General features: G+C 73.3%; 22 protein-coding genes. 9 read left to right on the top strand and 13 right to left on the bottom strand.

The window, feature by feature from the left end:
- From KV205_RS11010 to KV205_RS10975, 8 genes are read right to left on the bottom strand one after another with little or no spacing between them, the layout of a single operon-like run.
- Complete coding sequence (locus tag KV205_RS11010) at positions 1-2,037, bottom strand: NADH-quinone oxidoreductase subunit L (protein WP_265863966.1); 2,037 nt, start codon at positions 2,035-2,037, stop codon at positions 1-3.
- A complete protein-coding gene (gene nuoK / locus KV205_RS11005; RefSeq protein ID WP_265863964.1) occupies positions 2,034-2,408 on the bottom strand; it encodes an NADH-quinone oxidoreductase subunit NuoK in 375 nt (124 codons plus the stop codon). The genes KV205_RS11010 and nuoK overlap by 4 nt, the downstream gene beginning before the upstream one ends.
- Positions 2,408-2,977 carry an NADH-quinone oxidoreductase subunit J gene (locus tag KV205_RS11000; protein ID WP_265863963.1) on the bottom strand — a complete coding sequence of 190 codons (570 nt, stop codon included), beginning with the start codon at positions 2,975-2,977 and terminating at the stop codon, positions 2,408-2,410. Before KV205_RS11000 ends, nuoK begins: the two co-directional genes overlap by 1 nt.
- A complete protein-coding gene (locus KV205_RS10995) occupies positions 2,974-3,537 on the bottom strand; it encodes an NADH-quinone oxidoreductase subunit I (RefSeq protein ID WP_265863962.1) in 564 nt (187 codons plus the stop codon). Before KV205_RS10995 ends, KV205_RS11000 begins: the two co-directional genes overlap by 4 nt.
- 2 nt (positions 3,538-3,539) lie before the next feature.
- Positions 3,540-4,508: a complex I subunit 1 family protein gene (locus KV205_RS10990; RefSeq protein WP_265863961.1), complete on the bottom strand. Its 969-nt coding sequence runs from the start codon at positions 4,506-4,508 to the stop codon at positions 3,540-3,542.
- Positions 4,505-5,986 carry an NADH-quinone oxidoreductase subunit C gene (locus tag KV205_RS10985; protein WP_265863960.1) on the bottom strand — a complete coding sequence of 494 codons (1,482 nt, stop codon included), beginning with the start codon at positions 5,984-5,986 and terminating at the stop codon, positions 4,505-4,507. The genes KV205_RS10990 and KV205_RS10985 overlap by 4 nt, the downstream gene beginning before the upstream one ends.
- On the bottom strand, positions 5,983-6,561 hold the full coding sequence (locus KV205_RS10980) for an NADH-quinone oxidoreductase subunit B (protein WP_265863959.1): 579 nt from the start codon (positions 6,559-6,561) through the stop codon (positions 5,983-5,985). Before KV205_RS10980 ends, KV205_RS10985 begins: the two co-directional genes overlap by 4 nt.
- Positions 6,552-6,995, bottom strand: a complete 444-nt coding sequence (locus tag KV205_RS10975; protein WP_265863958.1) for an NADH-quinone oxidoreductase subunit A — start codon at positions 6,993-6,995, stop codon at positions 6,552-6,554. The genes KV205_RS10980 and KV205_RS10975 overlap by 10 nt, the downstream gene beginning before the upstream one ends.
- 172 nt (positions 6,996-7,167) lie before the next feature.
- Here KV205_RS10975 and KV205_RS10970 point away from each other — a divergent pair, with 172 nt between their 5' ends.
- The 5 genes from KV205_RS10970 to KV205_RS10950 all read left to right on the top strand — a co-directional run bounded on the left by KV205_RS10970 (position 7,168) and on the right by KV205_RS10950 (position 14,022).
- Positions 7,168-8,343 carry a sensor domain-containing protein gene (locus tag KV205_RS10970; protein ID WP_265863957.1) on the top strand — a complete coding sequence of 392 codons (1,176 nt, stop codon included), beginning with the start codon at positions 7,168-7,170 and terminating at the stop codon, positions 8,341-8,343.
- Positions 8,344-8,478: 135 nt separating this feature from the next.
- Positions 8,479-9,765 (top strand): sensor histidine kinase, encoded by a 1,287-nt coding sequence (locus tag KV205_RS10965; protein ID WP_265863956.1) that lies wholly within the window; start codon positions 8,479-8,481, stop codon positions 9,763-9,765.
- Positions 9,766-9,980: 215 nt separating this feature from the next.
- Positions 9,981-10,640 (top strand): response regulator transcription factor, encoded by a 660-nt coding sequence (locus KV205_RS10960; RefSeq protein ID WP_265864081.1) that lies wholly within the window; start codon positions 9,981-9,983, stop codon positions 10,638-10,640.
- Positions 10,641-11,012: 372 nt separating this feature from the next.
- Entirely contained in the window at positions 11,013-12,950 is a 1,938-nt protein-coding gene (locus tag KV205_RS10955) for a 2-oxoacid:acceptor oxidoreductase subunit alpha (protein WP_265863955.1), read from the top strand.
- A 70-nt stretch (positions 12,951-13,020) separates the two neighbouring features.
- Positions 13,021-14,022 (top strand): 2-oxoacid:ferredoxin oxidoreductase subunit beta, encoded by a 1,002-nt coding sequence (locus KV205_RS10950; RefSeq protein WP_265864080.1) that lies wholly within the window; start codon positions 13,021-13,023, stop codon positions 14,020-14,022.
- 50 nt (positions 14,023-14,072) lie between these two features.
- Here the strand turns inward: KV205_RS10950 and KV205_RS10945 are convergent, their stop codons facing one another.
- From KV205_RS10945 to KV205_RS10930, 4 genes are all read right to left on the bottom strand, one after another.
- Positions 14,073-16,277 carry a bifunctional serine/threonine-protein kinase/ABC transporter substrate-binding protein gene (locus KV205_RS10945; RefSeq protein WP_265863954.1) on the bottom strand — a complete coding sequence of 735 codons (2,205 nt, stop codon included), beginning with the start codon at positions 16,275-16,277 and terminating at the stop codon, positions 14,073-14,075.
- Between the two features lie 2 nt (positions 16,278-16,279).
- Entirely contained in the window at positions 16,280-18,556 is a 2,277-nt protein-coding gene (locus KV205_RS10940; protein ID WP_265863953.1) for a bifunctional serine/threonine-protein kinase/ABC transporter substrate-binding protein, read from the bottom strand.
- Positions 18,553-19,392: a hypothetical protein gene (locus KV205_RS10935; protein ID WP_265863952.1), complete on the bottom strand. Its 840-nt coding sequence runs from the start codon at positions 19,390-19,392 to the stop codon at positions 18,553-18,555. Before KV205_RS10935 ends, KV205_RS10940 begins: the two co-directional genes overlap by 4 nt.
- A 131-nt stretch (positions 19,393-19,523) precedes the next feature.
- A complete protein-coding gene (locus KV205_RS10930; protein ID WP_265863951.1) occupies positions 19,524-19,916 on the bottom strand; it encodes a helix-turn-helix domain-containing protein in 393 nt (130 codons plus the stop codon).
- 93 nt (positions 19,917-20,009) lie between these two features.
- On the opposite strand from KV205_RS10930, the gene KV205_RS10925 reads away from it, so the two are divergent.
- From KV205_RS10925 to KV205_RS10915, 3 genes are all read left to right on the top strand, one after another.
- Complete coding sequence (locus KV205_RS10925) at positions 20,010-20,876, top strand: NAD(P)H-binding protein (RefSeq protein WP_265863950.1); 867 nt, start codon at positions 20,010-20,012, stop codon at positions 20,874-20,876.
- 176 nt (positions 20,877-21,052) lie between these two features.
- A complete protein-coding gene (gene rarD, locus KV205_RS10920) occupies positions 21,053-22,003 on the top strand; it encodes an EamA family transporter RarD (RefSeq protein WP_374214661.1) in 951 nt (316 codons plus the stop codon).
- A 93-nt stretch (positions 22,004-22,096) separates the two neighbouring features.
- Positions 22,097-22,906: a hypothetical protein gene (locus KV205_RS10915; RefSeq protein WP_265863948.1), complete on the top strand. Its 810-nt coding sequence runs from the start codon at positions 22,097-22,099 to the stop codon at positions 22,904-22,906.
- A gap of 262 nt (positions 22,907-23,168) precedes the next feature.
- Here KV205_RS10915 and KV205_RS10910 read toward each other — a convergent pair whose 3' ends face one another.
- Positions 23,169-23,486: a DUF6401 family natural product biosynthesis protein gene (locus KV205_RS10910; protein WP_265863947.1), complete on the bottom strand. Its 318-nt coding sequence runs from the start codon at positions 23,484-23,486 to the stop codon at positions 23,169-23,171.
- Positions 23,487-23,592: 106 nt separating this feature from the next.
- On the opposite strand from KV205_RS10910, the gene KV205_RS10905 reads away from it, so the two are divergent.
- Positions 23,593-24,045, top strand: a complete 453-nt coding sequence (locus KV205_RS10905; protein ID WP_265863946.1) for a VOC family protein — start codon at positions 23,593-23,595, stop codon at positions 24,043-24,045.
- Positions 24,046-24,135 lie beyond the last annotated feature (90 nt).

Here is a 24,135-nt window from a genome sequence, read left to right as displayed (position 1 = left end):
TCACGCTCCGGCGGCGACGTTGGCGAGGACGACGGCGACGATCGCCAGGACGACGGAGCCGGCGAGCAGCGCGCTGAGGTAGGTCTGCACGTTGCCGGTCTGGGCGCGGCGGACGAGCCAGCCGAGACCCTTGGCGGTGCTGCCCGCGCCGGTCACGTACGTGTCGACGACCTCGCGGTCGAGGAAGCGGACCAGGGAGGCGCCGGCGAGCACGGGGCGGACGAACAGGGTCCGGTAGACGGCGTCCAGGTGGAAGCCGTCGGCGGCGTGCGGGTGCAGCGGGCCGAGCAGGGCGCGGCCGGGGTCGGCGGGGTCGGTCGCCGGGTGCGGCAGGTCCAGGGCCTCCGCCTCGACCTGGCCGGCCTCGGCGTCGGGGTGGGCGACGGTGGGCGCGGCGAGGGCCCCGGCGGCCGGTGCCGGCGCGGCGCCGACCGGAACGCCCTGGACGACCGCCGGGGGCGGCGCGGTGCGGGCGACGAGGGTGCGCCGGATCGCGTAGGTGAGCGCGGCGCCGACGACGGCGAGGCCGGTGCCGAGCACGGCCGTCACCAGGGTCGGGGTCAGCGGGTGTCCGTCGAACCAGTCGTCGAGGTAGCCGGCGGTCAGTCCGAAGCCGAGCGAGGGGACGGCGAGCACCCACAGGACGGTGGTCATGGCGACCGGCTGCCGGCCGTGGTCGGGGGCCTCGGCGCCCCGGCCGCGGAAGGCGAGCAGCCACAGCCGCATCGCGTACGCGGCGGTGAGCAGCGCGGTGAGGAGTCCGGCGACGAGCACGATCCAGCCGGCGCCGGCCGGGGCGACGGTGCGGTCGCCGGTGGCGGTGTGCTCGGCGGCGACGAGGACGGCTTCCTTGGAGAAGAAGCCGGCGAAGGGCGGGATCGCGGCGAGCGCGAGCAGGCCGACGGTCATCGTCCAGTAGGCGTCCGGGATGCGCTTGGTCAGTCCGCTCATCCGGGACATGGCGGTGAGCGAGTTGGTGCCGGCGGCGTGGATGACGGCGCCGGCGGCGAGGAAGAGCAGCGCCTTGAAGGCGCCGTGCGCGAGGAGGTGGAAGACGGCGGCGCCGCGGTCGCCGACGGCGAGGGCGCCGGACATGTAGCCGAGCTGGCCGATCGTCGAGTAGGCGAGGACCCGCTTGATGTCGTCCTGGGCGAGCGCGGCGAGCGCCGAGCCGACCATGGTGACCGCGGCCATGACGGCGAGCACGGTCAGCGCGGCGCCGGAGGCGGCGAAGACGGGGAGGAGCCGGGCCACGAAGTAGATGCCGGCGGCGACCATGGTCGCCGCGTGGATGAGCGCGGAGACGGGGGTGGGGCCGGCCATCGCGTCGGGCAGCCAGGTGTGCAGCGGGAACTGCGCGGACTTGCCGGCGACGCCGGCGAGCAGCAGCAGTGCGACCAGGGTGGGGTGGTCGAGGCCGCCGGAGGCGACCGCGCCGAGCACGCCGGTGATCCGGAAGGTGCCCGCGTCGGCGGCCAGGGCGAACAGGCCGATGAGGAAGGGCACGTCGCCGAGCTTGGTGACGAGGAAGGCCTTGAGGGAGGCCGAGCGGGCCTCGGGGGTCTCCCAGTAGTGCCCGACGAGGAAGTACGAGCAGATGCCCATGACCTCCCAGCCGACCAGGAGCACCATCAGGTCGCCGGAGTAGACGACGAGCAGCATCGCGGAGGTGAAGAGGGAGACGAGCGCGGCGTACGAGGAGTAGCGCGGGTCGTGGCGCAGATAGCCGGTCGAGTAGATCTGCACGCAGGTGGCGACGACGCCGACGAGGACCGCGACGAGGGCGGCGAAGCCGTCGATGTGCAGGGCCAGGTCGATCGGTACGGAGCCGGTCGGGGTGAGCTGGGTGGCGGCGTCGATCGCCTTCCCGCCGCCGTGCCGGGCCGCGACGACGACCGCCAGGACGGCGGCGGCGAGCGTGGGCAGGACGGCGAGGGGGCGGGCGAAGCCGGGGGCGGTCCGGCCGAGGAGGAGACCGGCGGCGGCGCCGAGGAAGGGGAGGAGGGGGACGAGGACGGCGAGGGTCGTGGTGGTCACGCGGTGGCCTCGGCCTTCTCGTCGGCGGACGGCTTGTCGGCGGACGGCTCGTCGGCGGGTTCCGGTTGTTCCTTCGCGTCGCGGAGACGGTCGACGTCCGAGGTGCCGCGGTTGCGGTAGACCATCAGGACGATCGCGAGACCGATGCCGATCTCGGCGGCGGCGATGGCGATGACGAAGAGGGTGAGCGCCTGGCCGGCGTGCAGGGTGTCGCGGAGCCAGACGTCGAACGCGACCAGGTTGAGGTTGACGGCGTTGAGCATGAGCTCGACGGACATCAGGACCAGGATCGCGTTGCGGCGGGCGAGGACGCCGTACAGGCCGACGGAGAAGAGGAGCGCGGCGAGGACTGCCGGGTAGGCGAGGTGCATCAGTCCCGCTCCCCTTCCTGCTGCTTGCGGGACAGGACGATGGCGCCGACCAGGGCGGCGAGCAGCAGCACGGACAGCGCCTCGAAGGGCAGCACCCAGTGCTGGAAGAGGATCTCGCCGGTCACCTTCGTGGAGCCGAGGGCCGGCCCTTCGAGGTCGATCCAGGTGGTCCGGAAGGCGTCCACGACCACCCACACCAGCGCCGCTGCGGCGGCGACCGCCACGGCGAGGGCGACCGGCCGGTTGCCGGAGTCGGAGTCCGGGGAGCGGCCGATGGGGGCCCGGGTGAGCATGAGCCCGAAGAGGAGGAGCACGACGACGGAACCGACGTAGATCAGCACCTGCACCCAGGCGATGAACTCGGCGGTGAGGAGCAGGTACTCGACGGCGAGCCCGCCGAGCGCGACGACCAGCCACAGGGCGGCGTGCACGAGCTGCTTGGTGGTGACGGCGACGAGGGCGGCGCCGAGGGTGACGAGGCCGACGAGGAGGAAGGTGATCTCGACGCCGGTGGGCGAGAGGAAGCCGTGGCTCTGGGCGGCGGCCAGGGGCTGGGCGGCGAGGATCACTGCGGGCCCTCCTGCCCGGCCTGGGCCTCAGCGGCCGCTTGCGCGGCGGCCTTTTCCGCGGCCTTCCTCGCCGCGGCGATCTCCTTCGGCTCCTCCGCGCGCGGGTCGAGCGCGGGCGGCTCCGGCACCGTCCACATCCACTCGCGGAGCTTGTCGCGCTCGTGCGTCAGCTCGTGGATGTCGGTCTCCGCGTACTCGAACTCGGGCGACCAGAACAGCGCGTCGAAGGGGCACACCTCGATGCAGATCCCGCAGTACATGCAGAGCGAGAAGTCGATGGCGAAGCGGTCGAGGACATTGCGGCTGCGCTCGCGGCCGCCGGGGGCGGCGGCCGGCACCGTCTCCTTGTGGGAGTCGATGTAGATGCACCAGTCGGGGCACTCGCGGGCGCACAGCATGCACACCGTGCAGTTCTCCTCGAACAGCCCGATGACCCCGCGGGTGCGGGGCGGCAGCTCGGGCTGCGCGTCCGGGTACTGCGCGGTGACCGACCTGCGGGTCATCGTGCGGAGGGTGACGGCGAGGCCCTTGGCGAGGCCGGAGCCGGGAATCGGAGCCATGGTTACTGGATCGCCACCTTCACGATGCCGGTGAGCGCGATCTGCGCGAGGGCGAGCGGTACGAGGGTCGTCCAGGCCAGCTTCTGCAGCTGGTCCTCGCGCAGGCGGGGGTACGAGACCCGCAGCCAGATCACGACGAAGGCCAGGACGGCGGTCTTCAGGAGCGTCCACACCCAGCCGAGGCCGTCGGCGCCGCCGGGTCCGTGCCAGCCGCCGAGGAAGAGGACGGTGGTGAGGCCGCACAGCACGACGATGCCGGCGTACTCGGCCAGCAGGAACAGCGCGAAGCGCAGGCCGGTGTACTCGGTGTACGCGCCGAAGATGATCTCCGAGTCGGCGACCGGCATGTCGAACGGCGGGCGCTGCAGCTCGGCGAGCCCGGCGGTGAAGAACACCAGCGCGCCGACGATCTGCCAGGGCACCCACCACCACTCGAAGGCGTTCAGGATGCCGGGGAGGGAGACGGTGCCGGCCGCCATCGCGACGGACGCGGCGGCGAGCAGCATCGGCAGCTCGTACGCGAGCAGCTGCGCGGCGGTACGGAGCGCGCCGAGCAGGCTGAACTTGTTGGCCGACGCCCAGCCGGCCATCAGGCTGCCGAGCACCCCGACGCCCATCACGGCGAGCACGAAGAAGATGCCGGCGTCGACCACCCGCCCGACGGCGCCCTCGCTGGGCCCGATCGGGATCGCGACGAGCACGAGGAGGTACGGCAGGAGCGCGACGGCCGGCGCGAGCTGGAACACCCGCCGGTCGGCGTCCTTCGGTACGACGTCCTCCTTCTGCGCGAACTTCACCCCGTCCGCGACGAGCTGCGCCCACCCGTGGAACCCGCCCGCGTACATGGGCCCGAGCCGGCCCTGCATGTGCGCCATGACCTTGTGCTCGGTCTGCCCGACGACGAGCGGGAGGACGAGGAACGTGGCGAAGACGATGAGCAGCCGGAGGGCGACGTCGAGTACGTCGTTCACGCGGGGTCGCCTCCGGCGGGGTCGGTGGGGGTGGTCGGGTCGGTGGTGGGCTCACCCTCGGCGGGCGGGGCGTCGGTGCCGGGTTCGCCCTGCGCGGGCGCTTCGGGCGCTTCGGGCACCGGAGCCTGCGGCTCCTCGTCGAACGCCGGGCGGGCGTGGTGCCACGGGGCGTCCGAGCTGCGGGTACGGGGCGGGGCCGCGGGCCGCTCCGACGACGCGTCGCCGCCGGCCGCCGGCGCAGCCAGGACCTCCGGGCTCTCCGTCGCACCGGGCGCCGCAGCGTCCTGGTCGGCGGCCGACGCTGCCGAGCCGGGCTCGGCAGGTGCATCCGCGCGCTGGCTGGCGGAGCCGCCACTCGCCGTACGGCTACGGCGCGGACCCGCAGGAGCTGCTGGGGCCGCTGCCGGCTCGGCGCCGCCCTCGGCGGGCGCCACCGGCGCAGCCGGGGTCCCCGCCGTGTCGGGCGCGGCAGCGTCTCGGTCTTCGGCCGGCGCTGCCGAGTCGGGCTCGGCCGTTGCCCCAGCTCGCTGGCTCGCGGAGCCCGCGCTCGCGCTGCGGTTGCGGCGCGGACCCGCGGGAGCCGCCGGGGCCGCAGCCTCCGGGCCCGGCTCAGCTCCGCCCTCGTCGGACGCGGCAGCGTCCAGGTCTCCGGCCCGCTGGCTGGCGGAGCCGCCGCTCGCCGTACGGCTGCGGCCCGGACCGGCGGGAGCCGCGGGCGCCTCCGGCGCCGCCGGGGCGGCTTCGGTCTGCTGGCTCGCGGAGCCCTCGCCCGCTGTGCGTGCGCGGCGGGCCGGGCGGTCGGCCGTCGGGGGCTGGCTCGCCGAGCCCTCGCCCGCCGTACGGGCACGGCGCACCGGGCGCTCGGCGCGGGAGGGGGCCGGGGGGAGTTGGCCCTTGAGGGGGCCCCAGTCGTTGGGGTCGGGGACGCCCGGGGGGAGCATTTGGCGGCGCTTGGGGGCGTGGGGGTCGTGGGATTCGCCCGGTTCCTTGGCGCCGGGCCAGGCCTTGGCGACGCGGGCGGCGAGGACGAAGTCCTTGCGGAGGGGGTGGCCCTCGAAGGTGTCGGGGAGGAGGAGGTGGACCAGGTGGGGGTGGTCGGTGAAGGTGATGCCGAACATCTCGTGGGTCTCGCGCTCGTGCCAGGCCGCGCCCGCGTAGACCGCGATGGCGGACGGCAGGGACGGGGCCGCGTGCGGGACCGTCGTACGGAGAAGGAGGCGGCGTACAGAGCCCGGGCCCACCGACGCCACGTGCGCGCACACCCGGAAGCCCACGCCCGGCTCGTCGACCGCGCTCAGCCAGTCGAAGTAGGTGAGGCCCAGCTTGTCGCGGGCGATCTCCAGCGCCGCGATCCACGAGCCGACGGGCACGTCGACCGTCAGCAGGTCGTACGCCCGCTCCGCCGTCGCCTCCTCGCCGAAGACCTCGGCGACCGAGTCCGGCAGCGCCGCGTAGCTGTCCGCGAAGTTCTCGCTCATGCCTTGCCTCCCGGCGAAGGAGGGGCGACCAGCGGGCTGGTGAGCTGGGAGACGGACGGCGCCGACGCCGACGCCCCGTAACGCTCCTCCAGGCTCTCCCGCGCGATCTTCTCCTGGAGCTTGAGGATGCCCTGGAGCAGCGCCTCCGGCCGCGGCGGGCAGCCCGGCACGTACACGTCCACCGGGATGATCTGGTCCACGCCCTTGGTGACGGAGTACGAGTCCCAGTAGGGCCCGCCGCAGTTGGAGCAGGCGCCGAAGGAGATGACGTACTTCGGCTCGGGCATCTGCTCGTACAGGCGCTTGACCGCCGGCGCCATCTTGTCCGTCACCGTGCCGGAGACGATCATCAGGTCGGCCTGGCGCGGGCCCGGCGCGAAGGGGATCACGCCGAGCCGGATGAAGTCGTGGCGGGCCATCGACGCGGCGATGAACTCGATCGCGCAGCAGGCGAGGCCGAAGTTGAAGACCCACAGGCTGTAGCGGCGGCCCCAGTTCAGGACCACCTTCATGGGCTCCGGCGCCAGTCGGGCGAGCGGGCCCAGCTTGGGGGCGGGCAGGGGGGTCACAGCCATGCCAGGACGCCCTTCTTGTACGCGTAGAGCAGGCCCACGGCCAGGAAGCCGAGGAAGACGAACATCTCGACCAGCGTCGTCGCCCCGTATCCGGGCGCGGCGAAGACCGTGGCCCAGGGGAACAGGAAGATCGAGTCGACGGCGAAGATCACGTAGAGGAAGGCGTACACGTAGTAGCGGACCTGCGTGTGGGCCCAGCCCTCCCCCACCGGGTCGACGCCGCACTCGTAGGTGAGGAGCTTCTCCGGGGTCGGGACGACCGGGCGCAGCAGCCGGCCCGCGCCGAACGCGACCGCGACGAAGAGCACGCCGAGCACGGCGAGCAGTCCGACGACGGAGTACGTCTCGAAGTAGTCCGCCGCGTGAGTCGTCGCGTGGTTCGTCGCGTGGTTCGTCGCCGCGTACTCCGCCGCGACGACGGTCGGTTCCCGCACGTCCGTCCGCCCCTCGGTATCAGTGTCTTACGCACGCGAGTCTAGGCCCTGCTAAAGGGAGCGTAAGCAGGCCCTGGCAGGCCCAGGTAGGGCCCGGTAGGGATATCCCCCCTGCCGCTCCGGCCACCTCCCCCATGGCGTGCGCGGCCCTCCGACCGACACCCTTGATCCCATGAGCAGCCTCAACGACACCCCGCCGCCGCCCGCCCGCCTCGCCTACGGCCGGCACACCTGGAAGGAGGTCGCGCACCTCCTCGCCGATCTGCCGTGCGCGCTGGCCGGGTTCGTGTACGCGGTGGTGACGATCGCCCTCGGCGTGGGCCTGTCCGTCACCGTCATCGGCCTGCCGCTGCTCGCCCTCGGTCTGGCCGGGGCGCGCGGCATGGCCGGCGCGGAACGGGCCAGGGCCCGCGGCCTGCTCGGCGTGCACGTGGAGCGGCCGAGCCGGCTGCCGCACCGGGACGGGTTCCTGCCGTGGCTGTGGGCGCAGTTGAAGGACCCGGTGGCGTGGCGCAGCCAGCTGTACGGGTTCATCCGGCTGCCCTGGGGCGTGCTCACCTTCACCGTGACCCTGGTGTCGCTGATCGTTCTGTGGCCGGTGCTGCCCTTCGTGGCGCGCGGGCTCGGCAACGTCGACCGGGCGATGGTGCGCGGGCTGCTCTCCCCCTCCGACGAGTTGGAACGGCGCATCGCCGAGCTGGAGTCGGACCGGGGGGTCGTGGTCGACACCGCCGCCGCCGATCTGCGGCGCATCGAGCGCGATCTGCACGACGGCGCCCAGGCCCGGCTCGTGGCCCTCGCCATGGGGCTCGGCCTCGCCAAGGAGAAGCTGCTCGACGACCCGGAGGCCGCCGCCGCGATGGTCGACGAGGCGCACGGCGAGGTGAAGCTCGCCCTCCAGGAGCTCCGCGACCTCGCCCGGGGCATCCACCCGGCGGTCCTCACCGACCGCGGTCTCGACGCCGCGCTCTCGGCGGTCGCCGCCCGCTGCACGGTGCCGGTGAAGGTCTCCGTCGACCTGCCCGAGCGGCCCGCCGAGGCGATCGAGGGCATCGCCTACTTCACCGTCTCCGAGCTGCTGCAGAACGTCTCCAAGCACGCCCGCGCCCGGTCCGCCGCCGTCGACGTGTGGCGGACGGAGGAGCGGCTGATGCTCCAGGTACGGGACGACGGCGCCGGCGGCGCCGACCCGGCGGCCGGCAGCGGCCTCGCGGGGCTCGGCGAGCGGCTCGGCGCGGTCGACGGGGTCCTGGCCGTCGACTCCCCGGCCGGCGGGCCGACCGTCGTCACCGCCGAACTGCCGTGGCGCGACCGCGACCGCGACCGCGACCGGCCCACGGTGTCGTAGAGCGCCACGCCCGCCGGTAGGGAAAACCCCCCGCCACAGACGCCCACCTGCCTCATGGTTCCGGGCCCCTCCCACCCGCGAGGGTGGAACACGAGCGAACGCCCCGACCGCCCCCGCGTGAGAAACGGATCTCCGATGGCCACCCACCGCCTGCCCGCCGGCCTCCGCGCCCCCTTCGAAGGACGCACCTGGCGCGAGCTGGGCTACGTCCTGACCGGCTTCCCGCTGAGCATCCTCTACTTCTGTCTCGCCGTGTCCCTGGTGTCGACCGGTGCCGGGCTCCTCGTCACCTTCCTCGGCATCCCCGTCCTGGCCGGCGCGCTCGCGATGTGCCGCGGGTTCGGGGCCGTGGAGCGGGCGCGGGCGCGCGGGATGCTCGGGCTCGACGTGGCGGCGCCGGAGCCGGCCCGCGGGAAGACCGGGGGCGCGCTGTCCTGGATGGGCGCGACGCTGAAGAGCGGGGCGTCCTGGCGGCATCTGCTCTACGCGCTGCTGCACTTCCCGTGGGCGGTGTTCACGTTCTCGGTGACGGTGGCGCTGTGGTCGTGGGGCTGGAGCCTGTTCACGTATCCGCTGTGGCAGTGGGTGCTCCCGATGTACGCCGGGCAGGCCGGGCTGCAGATCTACGGCGACGAGGCGCACTCCGTCTATCTGAACTCGCCCTTCGAGATCGCCGTGACGAGCCTGGTGGGCCTGGTCTTCGTGCTGGTCGGGCCGTGGGTCCTGCGCGGCATGGTGGCGGTGGACCGGCTCATGGTGGCCGGGCTGCTCGGGCCGTCGCGGCTGGCCACCCGGGTGACCGAGCTGGAGTCGGACCGGGGCGTGGTCGTGGACACCGCCGCCGCCGACCTGCGGCGCATCGAGCGTGACCTGCACGACGGCGCGCAGGCCCGGCTGGTGGCCCTGGCCATGGATCTGGGGCTCGCGAAGGAGAAGCTGGCCGGGGATCCGCTGGCCGCTGCGGTGATGGTCGACGAGGCGCACGGCGAGGTGAAGCTCGCCCTGCAGGAGCTGCGGGATCTGGCGCGGGGCATCCACCCTGCGGTCCTCACCGACCGCGGTCTGGACGCGGCGCTCTCCGCGCTCGCCGCCCGCTCGACCGTGCCGGTGTCGGTGGAGGTGGACCTGCCGAAGCGGCCCGCCGCGGCGATCGAGGGCATCGCGTACTTCACGGTGTCCGAGCTGCTGCAGAACGTCTCCAAGCACTCCCGGGCCCGCCGGGCGTGGGTGGACGTGTGGCGGTCGCAGGAGCGGCTGATGATCCAGGTACGGGACGACGGCGTCGGCGGCGCCGACCCGGGGGCCGGCAGCGGTCTCGCCGGTCTCACCGAGCGGCTCGACGCCGTCGACGGGGTCCTCGCCGTCGACTCCCCGGCCGGCGGCCCGACCACGGTCACCGCCGAGATCCCGTGGCGCCCCTGAACCGCCGCACCGCGCCCCTGAACCGCCGTACCGCGCCCCTGGTCCGCCGTACCGCACCCCTGGTCCGCCACGCCGGCGGGACCGCCGGGCCGCTGGCCGAGTTGAACCCCGTTCCCGCCCCCTGCGTCCCTACTGCTGCGATGCTGAGCGTCGGCAGCGAGACGAACAGGGGTGTGAGGAACATGGGTGGCGCGGTGGGAGAGCGCGCGAGGGGAGTGCGCGTGGTGATCGCCGAGGACTCGGTGCTGCTGCGCGAGGGTCTGACCCGGCTCCTCACCGATCTGGGGCACGAGGTCGTGGCCGGGGTCGGGGACGGCGAGGCGCTGGTGAAGACGGTGTCCGACCTGGCGGGCGAGGGCGCGCTGCCGGACGTGGTGGTCGCCGACGTACGGATGCCGCCGACGCACACTGACGAGGGGGTACGGGCGGCGGTGCGGCTGCGGAAGGAGCATCCGGGGCTCGGGGTCCTGGTCCTGTCGCAGTACGTGGAGGAGCAGTACGCCACCGAACTGCTCGCCGGTTCGAGCACCGGGGTGGGGTATCTGCTGAAGGACCGGGTCGCCGAGGTCCGGGAGTTCGTGGACGCGGTGGTCCGGGTGGCCCGGGGCGGCACGGCCCTCGACCCGGAGGTCGTGGCGCAGCTGCTCGGCCGGAGCCGCAAGCAGGACGTTCTCGCGGGGTTGACGCCGCGCGAGCGGGAGGTCCTGGGGCTTATGGCGGAGGGGCGCACGAATTCGGCCATCGCGAAGCAGCTGGTGGTGAGCGACGGCGCGGTCGAGAAGCACATCAGCAACATCTTCCTGAAGCTGGGGCTCTCGCCGAGCGACGGGGACCACCGCCGGGTGCTCGCCGTACTGACGTATCTCAACTCCTAGCCCCCGGCAGACCGCGTCGGCCCCCGGGCCACCGGCTTCCTGGACTTCTGACACACCGTCAGCTATCCAGGGAAGGAGCCAAGGGGAGCCGGCGAGGGAAGTCGGCTCCACCCCGTCACCGGTCACACGCGGAGCGCGACCCCCGACTGGAGCGTCACTGGACCAGAGGGGTCACAGAGAGCGACAATTGGCCATATAAAGGCGTCACGGGCGTCTCGAAACGAGGTCCACGATGCGAGAAGTCCCGGGAAGGCCCACCGTGCAGTCGTAGGGTGGGCCACGGGACGACCGGGCAGCCGGCCGTCTCACGAGCCTTCTCCGCGGGTGACGTCTCGACGGAGAGAACCCTTGCCGCGAGGGAGGTCCAGTTCAGTGACCAGCCAGGTCAGCAGCGAGGCCGGTGAGGCCCTGGTCGGGGAGCAGCGCAGTGCTCCGACGACGGCCGAGCACGGCGCCGCGAAGGAAGTCCGCCGGCTCGACCGGGTGATCATCCGCTTCGCGGGTGACTCGGGTGACGGCATGCAGCTCACGGGTGACCGGTTCACCTCGGAGACCGCGTCCTTCGGGAACGACCTCTCCACGCTGCCGAACTTCCCCGCGGAGATCCGCGCCCCCGCCGGCACGCTGCCGGGCGTGTCCTCGTTCCAGCTGCACTTCGCCGACCACGACATCCTGACCCCGGGCGACGCGCCGAACGTCCTGGTCGCGATGAACCCGGCCGCGCTGAAGGCCAACATCGGGGACGTGCCGCGCGGCGGCGAGATCATCGTCAACACCGACGAGTTCGCCAAGCGCGCCATGGCCAAGGTGGGATACGAGACCTCCCCCCTGGAGGACGGCTCGCTCTCCGGCTACCACGTGCACCCGGTGCCGCTCACCACCCTCACCGTGGAGGCCCTGAAGGACTTCGGGCTCTCCCGGAAGGAGGCCGAGCGGAGCAAGAACATGTTCGCGCTCGGGCTGCTCTCCTGGATGTACCACCGGCCCACCGAGGGCACCGAGGCCTTCCTGCGGAGCAAGTTCGCGAAGAAGCCCGAGATCGCCGAGGCCAACGTGGCCGCCTTCCGGGCCGGCTGGAACTTCGGCGAGACCACCGAGGACTTCGCCGTCTCCTACGAGGTGGCCCCGGCCACCCGGGCCTTCCCCACCGGCACGTACCGCAACATCTCGGGGAACCTGGCCCTCTCGTACGGCCTGGTCGCCGCGTCCCGCCAGGCGGACCTGCCGCTCTACCTCGGCTCGTACCCGATCACCCCGGCCTCGGACATCCTGCACGAGCTGAGCAAGCACAAGAACTTCGGCGTGCGCACCTTCCAGGCCGAGGACGAGATCGCCGGCATCGGCGCCGCGCTCGGCGCGGCCTTCGGCGGCTCGCTCGCCGTGACCACCACCTCCGGCCCGGGCGTGGCGCTCAAGTCCGAGACCATCGGCCTCGCCGTCTCCCTCGAACTGCCGCTGCTCATCGTCGACATCCAGCGCGGCGGCCCGTCCACCGGTCTGCCCACCAAGACCGAGCAGGCCGACCTCCTCCAGGCCATGTACGGGCGCAACGGCGAGGCCCCGGTGCCGATCGTGGCCCCGAAGACCCCCGCCGACTGCTTCGACGCCGCACTCGACGCGGCCCGGATCGCGCTCACGTACCGCACACCCGTCCTGCTGCTCTCCGACGGCTACCTGGCCAACGGCTCCGAGCCCTGGCGGATCCCGGACCCGGACGAACTCCCGGACCTCACCACGACGTTCGCCACCGGCCCGAACCACACGCTCGCCGACGGCACCGAGGTCTTCTGGCCGTACAAGCGCGACCCGGAGACCCTGGCCCGCCCGTGGGCGCTGCCCGGCACGCCCGGCCTCGAACACCGCATCGGCGGCATCGAGAAGCAGGACGGCACCGGCAACATCTCGTACGACCCGGCCAACCACGACTTCATGGTCCGCACCCGGCAGGCCAAGATCGACGGCATCGAGGTGCCCGACATCGAGGTCGACGACCCGGACGACGCGAACACCCTGGTGCTCGGCTGGGGCTCCACCTACGGGCCGATCACCGCCGCCGTACGCCGGCTGCGCCGCGCCGGCCACCCCATCGCGCAGGCGCACCTGCGGCACCTCAACCCGTTCCCGGGCAACCTCGGGGAGGTCCTCAAGCGGTACGAGAAGGTCGTCGTCCCCGAGATGAACCTGGGCCAGCTCGCCACCCTCGTGCGGGCGAAGTACCTCGTCGACGCCCGCAACCACAACCAGGTCAACGGAATGCCGTTCAAGGCCGAGCAGCTCGCCGCGGCCCTCAAGGAGGTCATCGATGAGTGAGTCGGGATCGGAGTCGGCTGTGACCGAGTCTCTTCTGCAGCTGGTGCCGAAGTCGGAGGCCAAGCTGTCCATGAAGGACTTCAAGTCCGACCAGGAGGTCCGCTGGTGCCCCGGCTGCGGCGACTACGCCGTCCTCGCCGCCGTACAGGGCTTCATGCCGGAACTCGGCCTGGCGAAGGAGAACATCGTCTTCGTCTCCGGCATCGGCTGCTCGTCCCGCTTCCCGTACTACATGAACACCTACGGGATGCACTCCATCCACGGCCGCGCCCCGGCCATCGCCACCGGTCTCGCGACCTCGCGCCGCGACCTGTCGGTGTGGGTGGTCACCGGTGACGGCGACGCGCTGTCCATCGGCGGCAACCACCTCATCCACGCCCTGCGCCGCAACGTCAACCTGAAGATCCTGCTGTTCAACAACCGGATCTACGGCCTCACCAAGGGCCAGTACAGCCCCACTTCGGAGCTCGGCAAGATCACCAAGTCGACCCCGATGGGCTCGCTCGACGCGCCCTTCAACCCGGTGTCGCTGGCGCTCGGCGCCGAGGCCTCCTTCGTGGCCCGGACGGTCGACTCCGACCGCAAGCACCTCACCTCGGTGCTGCGCCAGGCCGCCGAGCACAACGGCACGGCGCTGGTGGAGATCTACCAGAACTGCAACATCTTCAACGACGGCGCCTTCGAGGTCCTCAAGGACAACGAGCAGGCCAAGGAGGCCGTCATCCGCCTGGAGCACGGGCAGCCGATCCGCTTCGGCGCCGAGCTCGACAAGGGCGTGGTCCGCGACCCGGCCACCGGCGACCTCCGCGTCGTGACGGTGACCCCGGAGAACGAGTCGCAGGTCCTCGTCCACGACGCCCACTCCACCTCCCCGACGACCGCCTTCGCGCTGTCCCGGCTCGCCGACCCCGACACCCTCCACCAGACCCCCATCGGGGTGTTCCGGTCGGTGGAGCGGCCGGTGTACGACACGCTGATGGCGGAGCAGCTGGAGAAGGCCGTCGAGCAGCAGGGCAAGGGCGACCTGGCGCAGCTGCTCACGGGCAAGGACACCTGGACGGTGGTGGGCTGACACCCGCCCGCGCGGCTGGTCGGTCGCGCTGGTGTCAGTCGCGCTTCGTGTCAGTCGCGCTTCGCTGCCTCGGCGTACGGGCCGAGGCAGCGGGGCTTGCCGTCGCGGATGCGCCAGAGGCTCAGCCCGTCGAGGGAGGCCTGCGCGGACTCGCCGGCCATGGCCTCGTAGGACCTGGCAACGCCCCGGTACTGCCGTTCGTCGTTCATGAACATGTTCGACATCGCCGTGCCCGGGCGCTCCGCGTTTTTCCCGGCGGCGGTACGCAGCGCCCGCCCCACCCAGAACAGGGCGTCGTACGACTCCGCCGCGAAGCGGTCGACGGGGTCCGAGGCCGCGATCCCCCAACGCTTGCGGTACGCGGCGGTGAACTCCTTCGCGGTCGGGACCGTATCGGGATCGACGTAACCCGTCCCGAAGAACCATCCCTCGGCGGCCGGGCCCGCCAAGGTGAGGAACTCCGGGCGGAGCGCGGGCTCGACGCTTCCGCAGGGGCCCCGGTAGCCCTGCTGCCGCAGGGCCTTGGCGCACAGGGCGGCCCGGCGCGGCGAGTTCCCCACGTACATCACTCCCGTCGGGGAGGTCGCAAGCGCCGCCCGGACCGCAGGGCCGAAGTCCTCGCTGTCCGCGGCGACCTGGTGCACGGTGACCGTGCCGCGGGCGGGAGGCGACTGCCGCACGGTCTGGACGACGAGCCAGCCGTACCTACCGGCGGCCCGGTCGTCGACGACCGCGGTGCGGCCCCGTTCGTGCGCGGTGAGCCAACGGCCGAAGGGCACGATCGACGCCTGGGAGTAGGACCGGGCCTCGAAGTACGTGCGCATCTCCGGTGTCTGGCCGCGGATCGTCGTCCCGGCGGGGACCGCCGCCACCACGCTGAGCACCGGCACCTTCGCGTCGACGAGCGCGTCCGCGGCGGCGACGGCCGTGTCGGCGGTCGTCGGGCCGAGTACGGCGACCAGGGCCGGCTCCTTCAGCAGGGCGCGGGCCCCGGCGGTGGCGCGCTTGGGGTCCCCGCCGTCGTCCGTCACCTTGAGCGCCAGGTCGAAGAGCCGGTCCGCGCGGGCGTTGAAGGTCTCCAGGGCGAGGCGCAGCCCGCGTTCCTGGGCGCGTCCGTCGGCCTTGTCCGGGCCGCTGAGGTCGGTGAGCAGACCGAGCGTGTACGTCGTCCTGGGCGCCCCCGATCCGCCGCCGGCGCCGCCACCCGTGCCGCCCACCGCGCCGCCCGCCGGGTCGCGGCCGAGCAGCCAGGCGGTGAGGCCGCCCGTGCCCGCGACGGCCCCGCCCGCGCCGAGGACCAGGAAGCGGCGCCGCGACGTCCCCCGCGGCTCCTCGGCGTCGAGCATCGTCGGGTCGGCGACCGGCAGGTCCAGGACCCGCGAGGAGCGCTGGGCGATCAGCGCGGGCAGGCCCGGCGGCAACCAGTCGCCCGCCGCCGGGCCCTCGTACGGGCCGAGCGCGTCCCGTACCTCGGCGGCGCTCGGCCGGTCGGCGGCGTCCTTGGCGAGACAGGCCGCGACCAGAGGCGCCAGCGGCTCGGGCAGCCCGTCGAGGTCGGGCTCCTCGTGGACGGTGCGGTAGACCACGGCGGCCACCGCGCCCGTACCGAAGGGGCGGCGGCCGGTCAGCGCGTACGCGAGGACGCAGCCGAGCGAGAAGACGTCGGCGGCCGGGCCGACCTCGTCCGCGCCGGTCACCCGGGCCTGTTCGGGGGCGAGGAAGCCGGGCGTGCCGATCATCGCGTCGGTGGCGGTGAGCGCGGTGGCGCCGCTGACCCGGGCGATGCCGAAGTCGATGAGGCGCGGTCCGTCGAGGGCGAGGAGGACGTTGCCGGGCTTGACGTCCCGGTGGACGAGCCCTGCCGCGTGCATGCCGTCGAGGGCATCGGCGAGCCGGGCGCCGAGGGCCCGCACGGTGGACTCGGGCAGGCCGCCGCCGTGCACGGCGACGGCCTCGGCGAGCGAGGGCCCGGGCACGTACTCGGTGGCCAGCCACGGCTCCAGGGCCTCCGGGTCGGCGCCCAGGACCCGGACCACCCAGCGGCCGGTGATCCGCTCGGCGGTGGCCGCCTCGCGGCGGAAACGGGCCCGGAAGGCGGGGTCGGCGGCGTGCTCGGCGCGGATCAGCTTGAGGGCGGCGAGCGCGCCGCCCGCGGACCTGGCCAGGTAGACCACGCCCATGCCGCCGGTGCCGAGCCGGCCGAGCAGCCGGTAGCCGGCGAGGACGGAAGGGTCGGCCTTCTTGAGCGGCTGCACCGTCAGCTCTTCTTGGAGGTCGCGGACTTGGTGTTGGCGGGCCCGCCGGGCGCGGGGCCGAGGTACTTGTAGGCCCCCTTCTGCACGCCGTAGAGGAAGGTGCCCACGCCGGCCAGGTCGGCGTCCTTGTCGAACGAGTAACCGCCCATCGCTCCCGTGTACTTCTGCGTCCGCAGGGCCTGCCACAGGCCCTTGCGGGTGAGCGGGCCCTTGCCGGCGCTCGTGGCGAGCCAGGTCGTGACCAGGTTGACCACGTCGAAGGACTCGCCGGTGTAGAAGGCCGGAGTGGTGCCGTATCGCTTGCGGTGGGCGTCGAGGAAGTCCTGAGTGAGCTTGCGGTCGGCGGCCTTCTGCTTCGGGTCGGCGGCCCGCTGGACGGGGTCGATGACGGGCGCGCAGACGAACCAGCCCTCGGCGGCGCTCCCGGCCTCCTTCAGGAACTGCGGCCCGAAGACGTGCTGGCCGGTGAACCGCGGCCCGGTGAAGCCGAGTTCGTTCAGGGCGCGGGCGGCGAGCACGGCCGTGGAACGGACGCCGCAGTGGATGTACGTGTCGATGCCGGCGTCGATCATCTCGCCGATGATCCGGCGGTAGTCGGTGGCCCGGCCGGGAACCACCCGGAAGTGCGGCTTGAGACCGGCCTGCCGGAAGCCGTAGCGGGCGCCGCTGACGTACTGCCAGCTGTAGTTGTCGTCGGTGCGTTCCTGGAGGACTCCCGGGTGGCGGACCTGCGGCAGCAGCGTGGTGGACCAGGCGAGGAAGGTGCCCGCCATGAAGTGGCTCGGGATGGCACGCAGCACGGTCGTGTTCTGTGGGCCGCTCCCAGCGCGCAGGGTGAGGAGGTGGTAGCCCGCCGAGGTGGTGAGGAGCGGCACCCCGGCCTCCTCGAAGGCGGGGAGCGCGGCGATGCCGGTGTCGTCGGAGGTGGGGCCGAGGACGGCGAGCACGGAGGGGTCGGAGGTGAGCCGGCGGGCGGCGGCGAAGGCGCCGGCGCGGTCGCCGCGGTCGTCGGAGACCTTGAGTTCGAGGGTGAAGGGCTTGCCCTTGTGCACGGCGTTGAACCGCTCGACGGCGAGCCGGGCGCCGCGCTCCTGGGCCCGGCCGATCTCCCGGGCGGGACCGGAGAGGTCGGCGAGGACGCCGATGGACCAGGTGGTGCGGGTCGTCGGTGCGGGATTCTTCCCGTCGGTGTCTTCGCGCTGCCTGAGCAGGGCGTACGCTCCGCCGCCCGCCGCGAGCACCGCGGCCGCACTGGCGCCGAGCAGGAGGAAGCCGCGCCGGGACGGGGCCGGGGCGGCCGGGCCCGCCGGGTCCGTGCCGGGCGCCGTCGGGTCGATGTCGGGGAGCGCCAGCATGGCCGCCGAGCGGGCGGCGATGGTGGCGACGACGGGCGCGGGCAGCCAGTCGGCGGGCGCGCCCGGGGTGTCCTCCGTGAGCCGGCCGGCGATCTCCTCGGCGGTGGGGCGCGCGGACGGTTCCTTGGCGAGGCACTGCCGTACGAGGTCGAGCAGCCCCTCCGGTACGCCCGCGAGGTCGGGTTCGTCGTGGACGGTCCGGTACAGCAGGGCGTCCAGGGCGCCGCTGCCGAAGGGCGGCCGTCCGGTGGCCGCGAAGGCGAGCAGGCAGCCGAGGGCGAAGACGTCGGCGGCGGGCCCGATGTCGGCGGCGCGGGCCTCGGCCTGCTCGGGAGCGAGGAAGCCGGGTGTGCCGACGACCATGTCGGTGGAGGTCAGCCCGGTCTCGCCGGTGGCGCGGGCGATGCCGAAGTCGATGAGCCGGGGGCCGTCGACGGCGAGCAGCACGTTTCCCGGCTTGACGTCGCGGTGCACGAGCCCGGCGGCGTGGACGGCGGCCAGTGCGCGGGCGACGGCGCCTCCGAGGATCCGTGCGCTCCGCTCGGGCAGCGGCCCGTGCGCGCGGACCGCCTCGCCGAGGGACGGTCCCGGCACGAAGGCGGTCGCCATCCACGGCTCGGGGGCGTCGGGGTCGGCGCCGGTCACGGGCACGGCCCAGGGGCTGACGACCCGGCGGGCGGCCTCGACCTCGCGGCGGAAGCGGGCCCGGAAGTCGGCCTGGTCGGCCTGGTCGGCGTGGGTGACCTTGACGGCGGCGAGCGCGCCGGTGTCGGTGCGGCCGAGGTAGACGACGCCCATGCCGCCGGCGCCGAGGCGGCCGAGGAGCCGGTAGCCGGCGAGGGCGGAGGGGTCGGCGGGGAGCAGGGGCTGGAGCGCGTCCGGATCGGGGGTCGCGTCGGAGGCCTGCCCGGGGGTCGGGGTCACGACGTGGCTCCCATCTGCTTCTTGACGCGCTCCTCCATGGTGACCTGGGCCTGGGTCAGGACGGTGACGAGGTCCTCGGTGTGGCCGGGTGCGCCCTTGACGACGGTGGCCATGGTGACTTGGCCGATGCGGACCTGGTACCAGCTGTAGCCCTGCCGCCCCTTGAAGGCGTCGTTGACGTAGAAGCCGCTCTCGTTGAGGGAGTCGCTCGCATGGGCGTTGCCGCCGACGCCGTAGGGCAGGCCGAGGGATCCGAGACCGGTGACGCGTTCGCCCTGGCGCAGCTGCTGGTCCGGGCAGCGCAGCGCCTCCTCCAGGGTCTCGGCCATCTCCCAGTCGGCGTCGGACTCGGTGCGGTGCACGGTGACGGTGGCGGCGACCCGCAGCGGGCCCTTGCCTCCGGCGGCCGGAATCTCGCTGTGCGCGGTGACGCTGGCCAGGACGGAGGGTGGCAGGGGGCCGGTCTCCCACGCGCAGTTCGCGTCGAGGACCGGCCAGGAGCCGGGGGCGCTGAGGTGGGGGCTGCGCTTGACGAAGTCGGGGCCCCAGGATTCGGGCCCGGCGACGATGGCCAGCGCCAGGCGCCGGCCCTCGGCGGCGTTCTTCGGGACGCGCTTGGGGTCCGGGGTGAAGTCGAGGGCGGTAGGGGTGGGTTGCGCGGTCGGGCTCGCGGCCGAAGGCGCTGACGTGGCTGGCGTGGCCGAAGTGGCTGGCGTGGCCGATGTCGGCGACGCGCTCGCGCTCGTACCGCCACTGCCGCCGCTGCCGTTCTTCCCGCCCTTGTCGTCGCGGTCCTCGTCGGCCGCGCAGCCGGCCAGCAGTAAGACCCCGCCCACCGCTGCCGCCCCGCAAGCGCGCAGCAGTCTTCCCCTCGCATCCACCACGATTCCCCCACGCACGGTCACAGACTCCCCGAATGGTGAGCAGATCGTACGACAGGGAGCCCCAACCGGCCCTGGTCACAACATCATTGGGACGCGGAGCGGATCGCGTCGTAACGCTCCCGGGCCTCCCCGACCTCGCCCATCCGGCGCTCGGTCCACCGGGCCAGCGCGCCGACCTGCTCGGCGGCCTCGCGGCCGAGTTCGGTGAGGCTGTAGTCGACGCGGGGCGGGATGACCGGCTGGGCGGCGCGGTGCACGAAGCCGTCGCGCTCCAGGGTCTGGAGGGTCTGGGTGAGCATCTTCTCGCTGACGCCGCCGATCTTCCGGCGCAGTTCGCTGAAGCGGTAGGAGCGGTCGAGCAGGGCGATCAGGATCAGGACGCCCCAGCGGCTGGTGACGTGCTCCAGGACGAGGCGCGAGGGGCACATCGCGTCGTTGATGTCGGGCTTCTTCTCACTGGGTCCACTTACCGGCATACCAGTACCTTACTTCAAAGTGGGTACTTACGAAAGGTTAGCGCCCGTCCTACGGTGAGTGGGTAACCAACGCCGGAGTGAAGGAAGAGACCCATGAGCATCGTCGTCACCGGAGCCACCGGAAAGCTCGGCCGCCTCGTCATCGACGCCCTCCTCGCCACCGAGCCCGCCGGGAACGTCGTGGCCGTCGTCCGCGACAAGGCGAAGGCCGCCGACCTGGCCGAGCGCGGGGTCGAGCTGCGGATCGCCGACTACTCCCGGCCCGAGACGCTGGCCGGGGCCTTCGCCGCCGGGGACCGGGTGCTGCTGATCTCCGGCAGCGAGGTCGGGCAGCGGGTGCCGCAGCACACCGCCGTGATCAGCGCCGCCAAGGCCGCCGGCGTCGCCCAGCTCGCGTACACCGGCGTCCTCGGCGGCCCGGACGCCGACTTCCGGCTCGCCGACGAGCACAAGGCGACCGAGCAGGCGGTCCTCGACTCCGGCCTGCCGTACACCTTCCTGCGCAACGGCTGGTACACGGAGAACTACACCGAGAACCTCGCGCCCGTGCTCGCCCACGGCGCCGTCGTCGCCAACGCGGGCGAGGGCCGGGTCGCCTCCGCCACCCGCGCCGACTACGCCGCCGCGGCCGCCGCCGTACTCACCGGCCCGCTCGACGAGCACCTCGGCCGGGCGTACGAGCTGAGCGGCGACGTGTCGTGGTCCTTCGCCGAGTACGCGGCCGAGGTCGCCCGGCACTCCGGCAAGGCGATCGTCCACTCCGACGTGCCCGCCGCGGCCCACCTGGAGATCCTGCTCGGCGCCGGCCTGCCGCAGCCCTTCGCCGAGATCCTGGTCGACGTCGACGCGGCCGTCGCGCGCGGCGCCCTCGCCGCCCGCGGGAACGACCTGTCCCGCCTCATCGGCCGCCCGACCACGCCGATCGCCGAGACGATCAAGGCGGCGCTGGCGGCCTCGTAACCGACCGCACAGCCCCCTCCATGATCCGTAAGGACCGTATGGCGATACGGACATGACAGCCGGCCCTGCGCGGCGCTACCTTCGACAGGACAGCGTGGCGCGGGGCAGGAGGTCTGGTGGAGACGAAGAAGAACGAGGCACGAGCGGGACTGCTCTACGGGATCGGCGCCTACGGCATGTGGGGACTGGTCCCGCTCTTCTGGCCGCTGGTCAAGCCGGCCGGCGCGGTCGAGATCCTGGCCCACCGGATGGTCTGGTCGCTCGCGGTCGTCGGCCTCGCGCTGCTCGCGCTCCGCCGCTGGGGCTGGATACGCGAGCTGGTGCGCAGCCCGCGCAAGCTCGCCCTGATCACCGTCGCCGCGACCGTGATCAGCGTCAACTGGGGCGTCTACATCTGGGCCGTCAACGACGGCCGGGTCGTCGAGGCCTCCCTCGGCTACTTCATCAACCCGCTCGTCACCATCGCCCTCGGCGTCCTCGTCCTGAAGGAGCGGCTGCGCCGGGCGCAGTGGGTGGCGGTCGGGGTCGGCTTCGCGGCCGTGGTCGTCCTCGCGGTCGGCGCCGGGCGCCCGCCGTGGGTGTCGCTCGTCCTCGCCTTCTCCTTCGCGCTGTACGGCCTGGTGAAGAAGCAGGTGAACATCGGCGGCCTGGAATCGCTCGCCGCCGAGACCGCCGTGCAGTTCCTGCCCGCGCTCGGCTATCTGCTGTGGCTGGGCAACTCCGGCTCCCTGGCCTTCGGCGCGCACGGCGCCGGGCACGCGACGCTGCTCGCCGCGACCGGCCTGGTGACCGCGATCCCGCTGATCTGCTTCGGCGCCGCCGCGATCCGCGTCCCGCTCTCCACGCTCGGCCTGCTCCAGTACCTGGCACCGGTCTTCCAGTTCCTGCTCGGCGTCGCCTACTTCCACGAGGCGATGCCGGCGGAGCGCTGGGCGGGCTTCTCGCTGGTGTGGCTGGCCCTGACGATCCTCAGCTGGGACGCCCTGCGCACGGCGCGCCGCAGCCGGGCGGTGGTGGAGGCGGCGAAGGCGGAGGCCGCTCAGGCCGCCGCACAGGCGGAGGTCGCAGCAACCGTGGAGGCCTCTCCGGAGGCGCTTTCCACCCCATCGGCGCAGCCCGGCCGCTGACCGCGCGCGAGGGCGGCGGCGGCGGTGTTACGTCGGGAGTCAAGGGGCGCGCCCCCGGGCGGGCCCGTCGCCTCTCCGAAGAGAGACCGTGCCATGACGCACCCCCTCCCCCTCGCCCTCTCGGTGGACTTCGGCCAAGGATTCACGGACGCCTGGTCGGCGATCGCCGAGTTCATCCCGAAGTTCATCGGCTTCCTCGCGATCCTGCTCATCGGCTGGTTCGTCGCGAAGCTCATCGCCCGCGTCGCGGACCGTCTGCTGCGCCGCGTCGGCTTCGAGCGGATGGCCGAACGCAGCGGTGTCGCGAACACGCTGAAGGGCTCGAAGTACGACGCCACCGGCATCATCGTCAAGATCCTCTACTACGCGATCCTGCTGATCGCCCTGCAGCTGGCCTTCGGGGTCTTCGGCCCCAACCCGGTCAGCGTCATGATCAACGGCATCGTGGCCTGGCTGCCCCGGGCGATCGTCGCCTGCGTCATCGTGGTCGTGGCGATGGCCATCGCCCGCGCCGTCCGCGACATCGTGGGCGGGGCGCTCGCCCAGATGTCGTACGGCAAGGTCGTCGCCACGGCGATCTGGGCCTTCATCGTGGCGCTCGGCGTGATCGCCGCGCTCGGCCAGGCCGGCATCGCCACCGCGATCACCGGCCCGCTGCTCACCGCCGTGCTCGCGACCATCGCGGGCGTCGTGATCGTCGGTGTCGGCGGCGGCATGATCACCCCGATGCGCTCCCGCTGGGAGCGCTGGCTCTCGACCGCCGAGACGGAGACCGCTCGCGCCAAGGACCAGATCTCGGCCTACCAGCAGGGCCGCGAGGACGCCCAGCGCGGCCTTCCCTCCGCGCAGGAGCGGCAGGGGATGCACCGGGAGGGTGGCGAGGAGCCGCCGCAGATGCGGTGAGGGCTGGGCGGGGTACGGGCCGGGGCCGACGGACTGGTCGGGGCCGACGGACTGGTCGGCCAGACCGGAGGCCGGCCGGGCCGAGGGCTGATGGGTCAGGCCGCAGCCGTACAGCGGTCCGGCTGCGGACCCACCGGCCCCGGACCGGGACCGGTCGGCCCCGGGCGGCCACCGTCTGGCCGGACGGCCGGGACGGCAATCGGCCGCCGGGCGGCAATCAGCCCCCGGACCCCGCATCCGCCGGCCCCGGCCGGCCCGGCGGCTACGCCGCCAGCAGGTCGTGCTCGCGGATCAGCCAGCAGACGGCGGTCAGCCGCAGGGTGGCGAAGTCGTGGCCGACCGGTTCGGTCCAGTCGACCTCGGTCAGCCAGTCGGTGAACCCGAGGACGTAGTCGGCGAGTTCCTCGCGGCGCACGGTGCGCGGGCGGGGGCCGCGCTGGGCGGGGATCAGGGCGTCGCACACGGCCGCCGCGTGCTGATCGACGGCGGCCACCAGCCCCGGCTCGAAGCCGAACTCCGAGAGCCGGGGCATGTACGTAGCGGCGACACCGACCAGGGGGCAGTCGGGCGAATCGTTCATTCCTTTACATTACGCGCGCGGGGGCGGATTCCGGCCGTGACCTTCGTCGCAGACCGGCCGAGCCGGCTTCACGGGCGCTGTCAGAGCCCGCCCGTATAAAGGGACGATGACCGCACTCCACTGGAAGCTCGTCATCGACGCGGCGGACCCGCACGCCCAGGCCGCGTTCTGGGCCGCCGCCCTCGCCTACCACGAGGAGGACCACAGCCCCCTCATCACCCGGCTCCTCGACGCGGGCGCGGCCCCCGCCGAGGCCACGCTCACCGTCCGGGGCCGGCTCGCCTGGCGCGACCTCGCGGCCGTACGGCACCCGGACGACCCCTTCGACCCGGACACCGACACCGGACTCGGTCACCGCATCCTCTTCCAGCGCGTGCCCGAGCCGAAGACCGTCAAGAACCGCCTCCACCTCGACCTCCACCCCCCGAAGGGCACGCGCGACGCGGAGGTCGCCCGGCTCACCGGCCTGGGCGCGAAGGTGCTGCGGGAGGTCGCGGAGCAGGGCGGTTCCTGGACGGTGATGGAGGACCCGGAGGGCAACGAGTTCTGCGTGCAGTGAGACGGGTGCGGCGGAGCCGGGACGCGGGGCGCGGACTCGCGGACCGGCCCGGCCCTGACCGTCCCCGTCCTGTCCCGGCCCCGGTCCGCC

This window comes from Streptomyces sp. SKN60 (assembly GCF_026236535.1).
GTDB lineage: Bacteria > Actinomycetota > Actinomycetes > Streptomycetales > Streptomycetaceae > Streptomyces.
This window is presented reverse-complemented; position numbering and strand designations above follow the sequence as displayed.

Coding starts and splice junctions, on each gene's coding strand:
- KV205_RS10910 (WP_265863947.1), bottom strand. CDS start 23,486: ATGAACGATTCGCCCGACTGCCCCCTGGTCGGTGTCGCCGCTACGTAC.
- KV205_RS10925 (WP_265863950.1), top strand. CDS start 20,010: ATGAGCATCGTCGTCACCGGAGCCACCGGAAAGCTCGGCCGCCTCGTC.
- KV205_RS10930 (WP_265863951.1), bottom strand. CDS start 19,916: ATGCCGGTAAGTGGACCCAGTGAGAAGAAGCCCGACATCAACGACGCG.
- KV205_RS10915 (WP_265863948.1), top strand. CDS start 22,097: ATGACGCACCCCCTCCCCCTCGCCCTCTCGGTGGACTTCGGCCAAGGA.
- KV205_RS10985 (WP_265863960.1), bottom strand. CDS start 5,986: ATGAGCGAGAACTTCGCGGACAGCTACGCGGCGCTGCCGGACTCGGTC.
- KV205_RS10965 (WP_265863956.1), top strand. CDS start 8,479: ATGGCCACCCACCGCCTGCCCGCCGGCCTCCGCGCCCCCTTCGAAGGA.
- KV205_RS10995 (WP_265863962.1), bottom strand. CDS start 3,537: ATGGCTCCGATTCCCGGCTCCGGCCTCGCCAAGGGCCTCGCCGTCACC.
- nuoK (WP_265863964.1), bottom strand. CDS start 2,408: ATGCACCTCGCCTACCCGGCAGTCCTCGCCGCGCTCCTCTTCTCCGTC.
- KV205_RS10950 (WP_265864080.1), top strand. CDS start 13,021: ATGAAGGACTTCAAGTCCGACCAGGAGGTCCGCTGGTGCCCCGGCTGC.
- KV205_RS10970 (WP_265863957.1), top strand. CDS start 7,168: ATGAGCAGCCTCAACGACACCCCGCCGCCGCCCGCCCGCCTCGCCTAC.
- KV205_RS10980 (WP_265863959.1), bottom strand. CDS start 6,561: ATGGCTGTGACCCCCCTGCCCGCCCCCAAGCTGGGCCCGCTCGCCCGA.
- KV205_RS10905 (WP_265863946.1), top strand. CDS start 23,593: ATGACCGCACTCCACTGGAAGCTCGTCATCGACGCGGCGGACCCGCAC.
- rarD (WP_374214661.1), top strand. CDS start 21,053: ATGTGGGGACTGGTCCCGCTCTTCTGGCCGCTGGTCAAGCCGGCCGGC.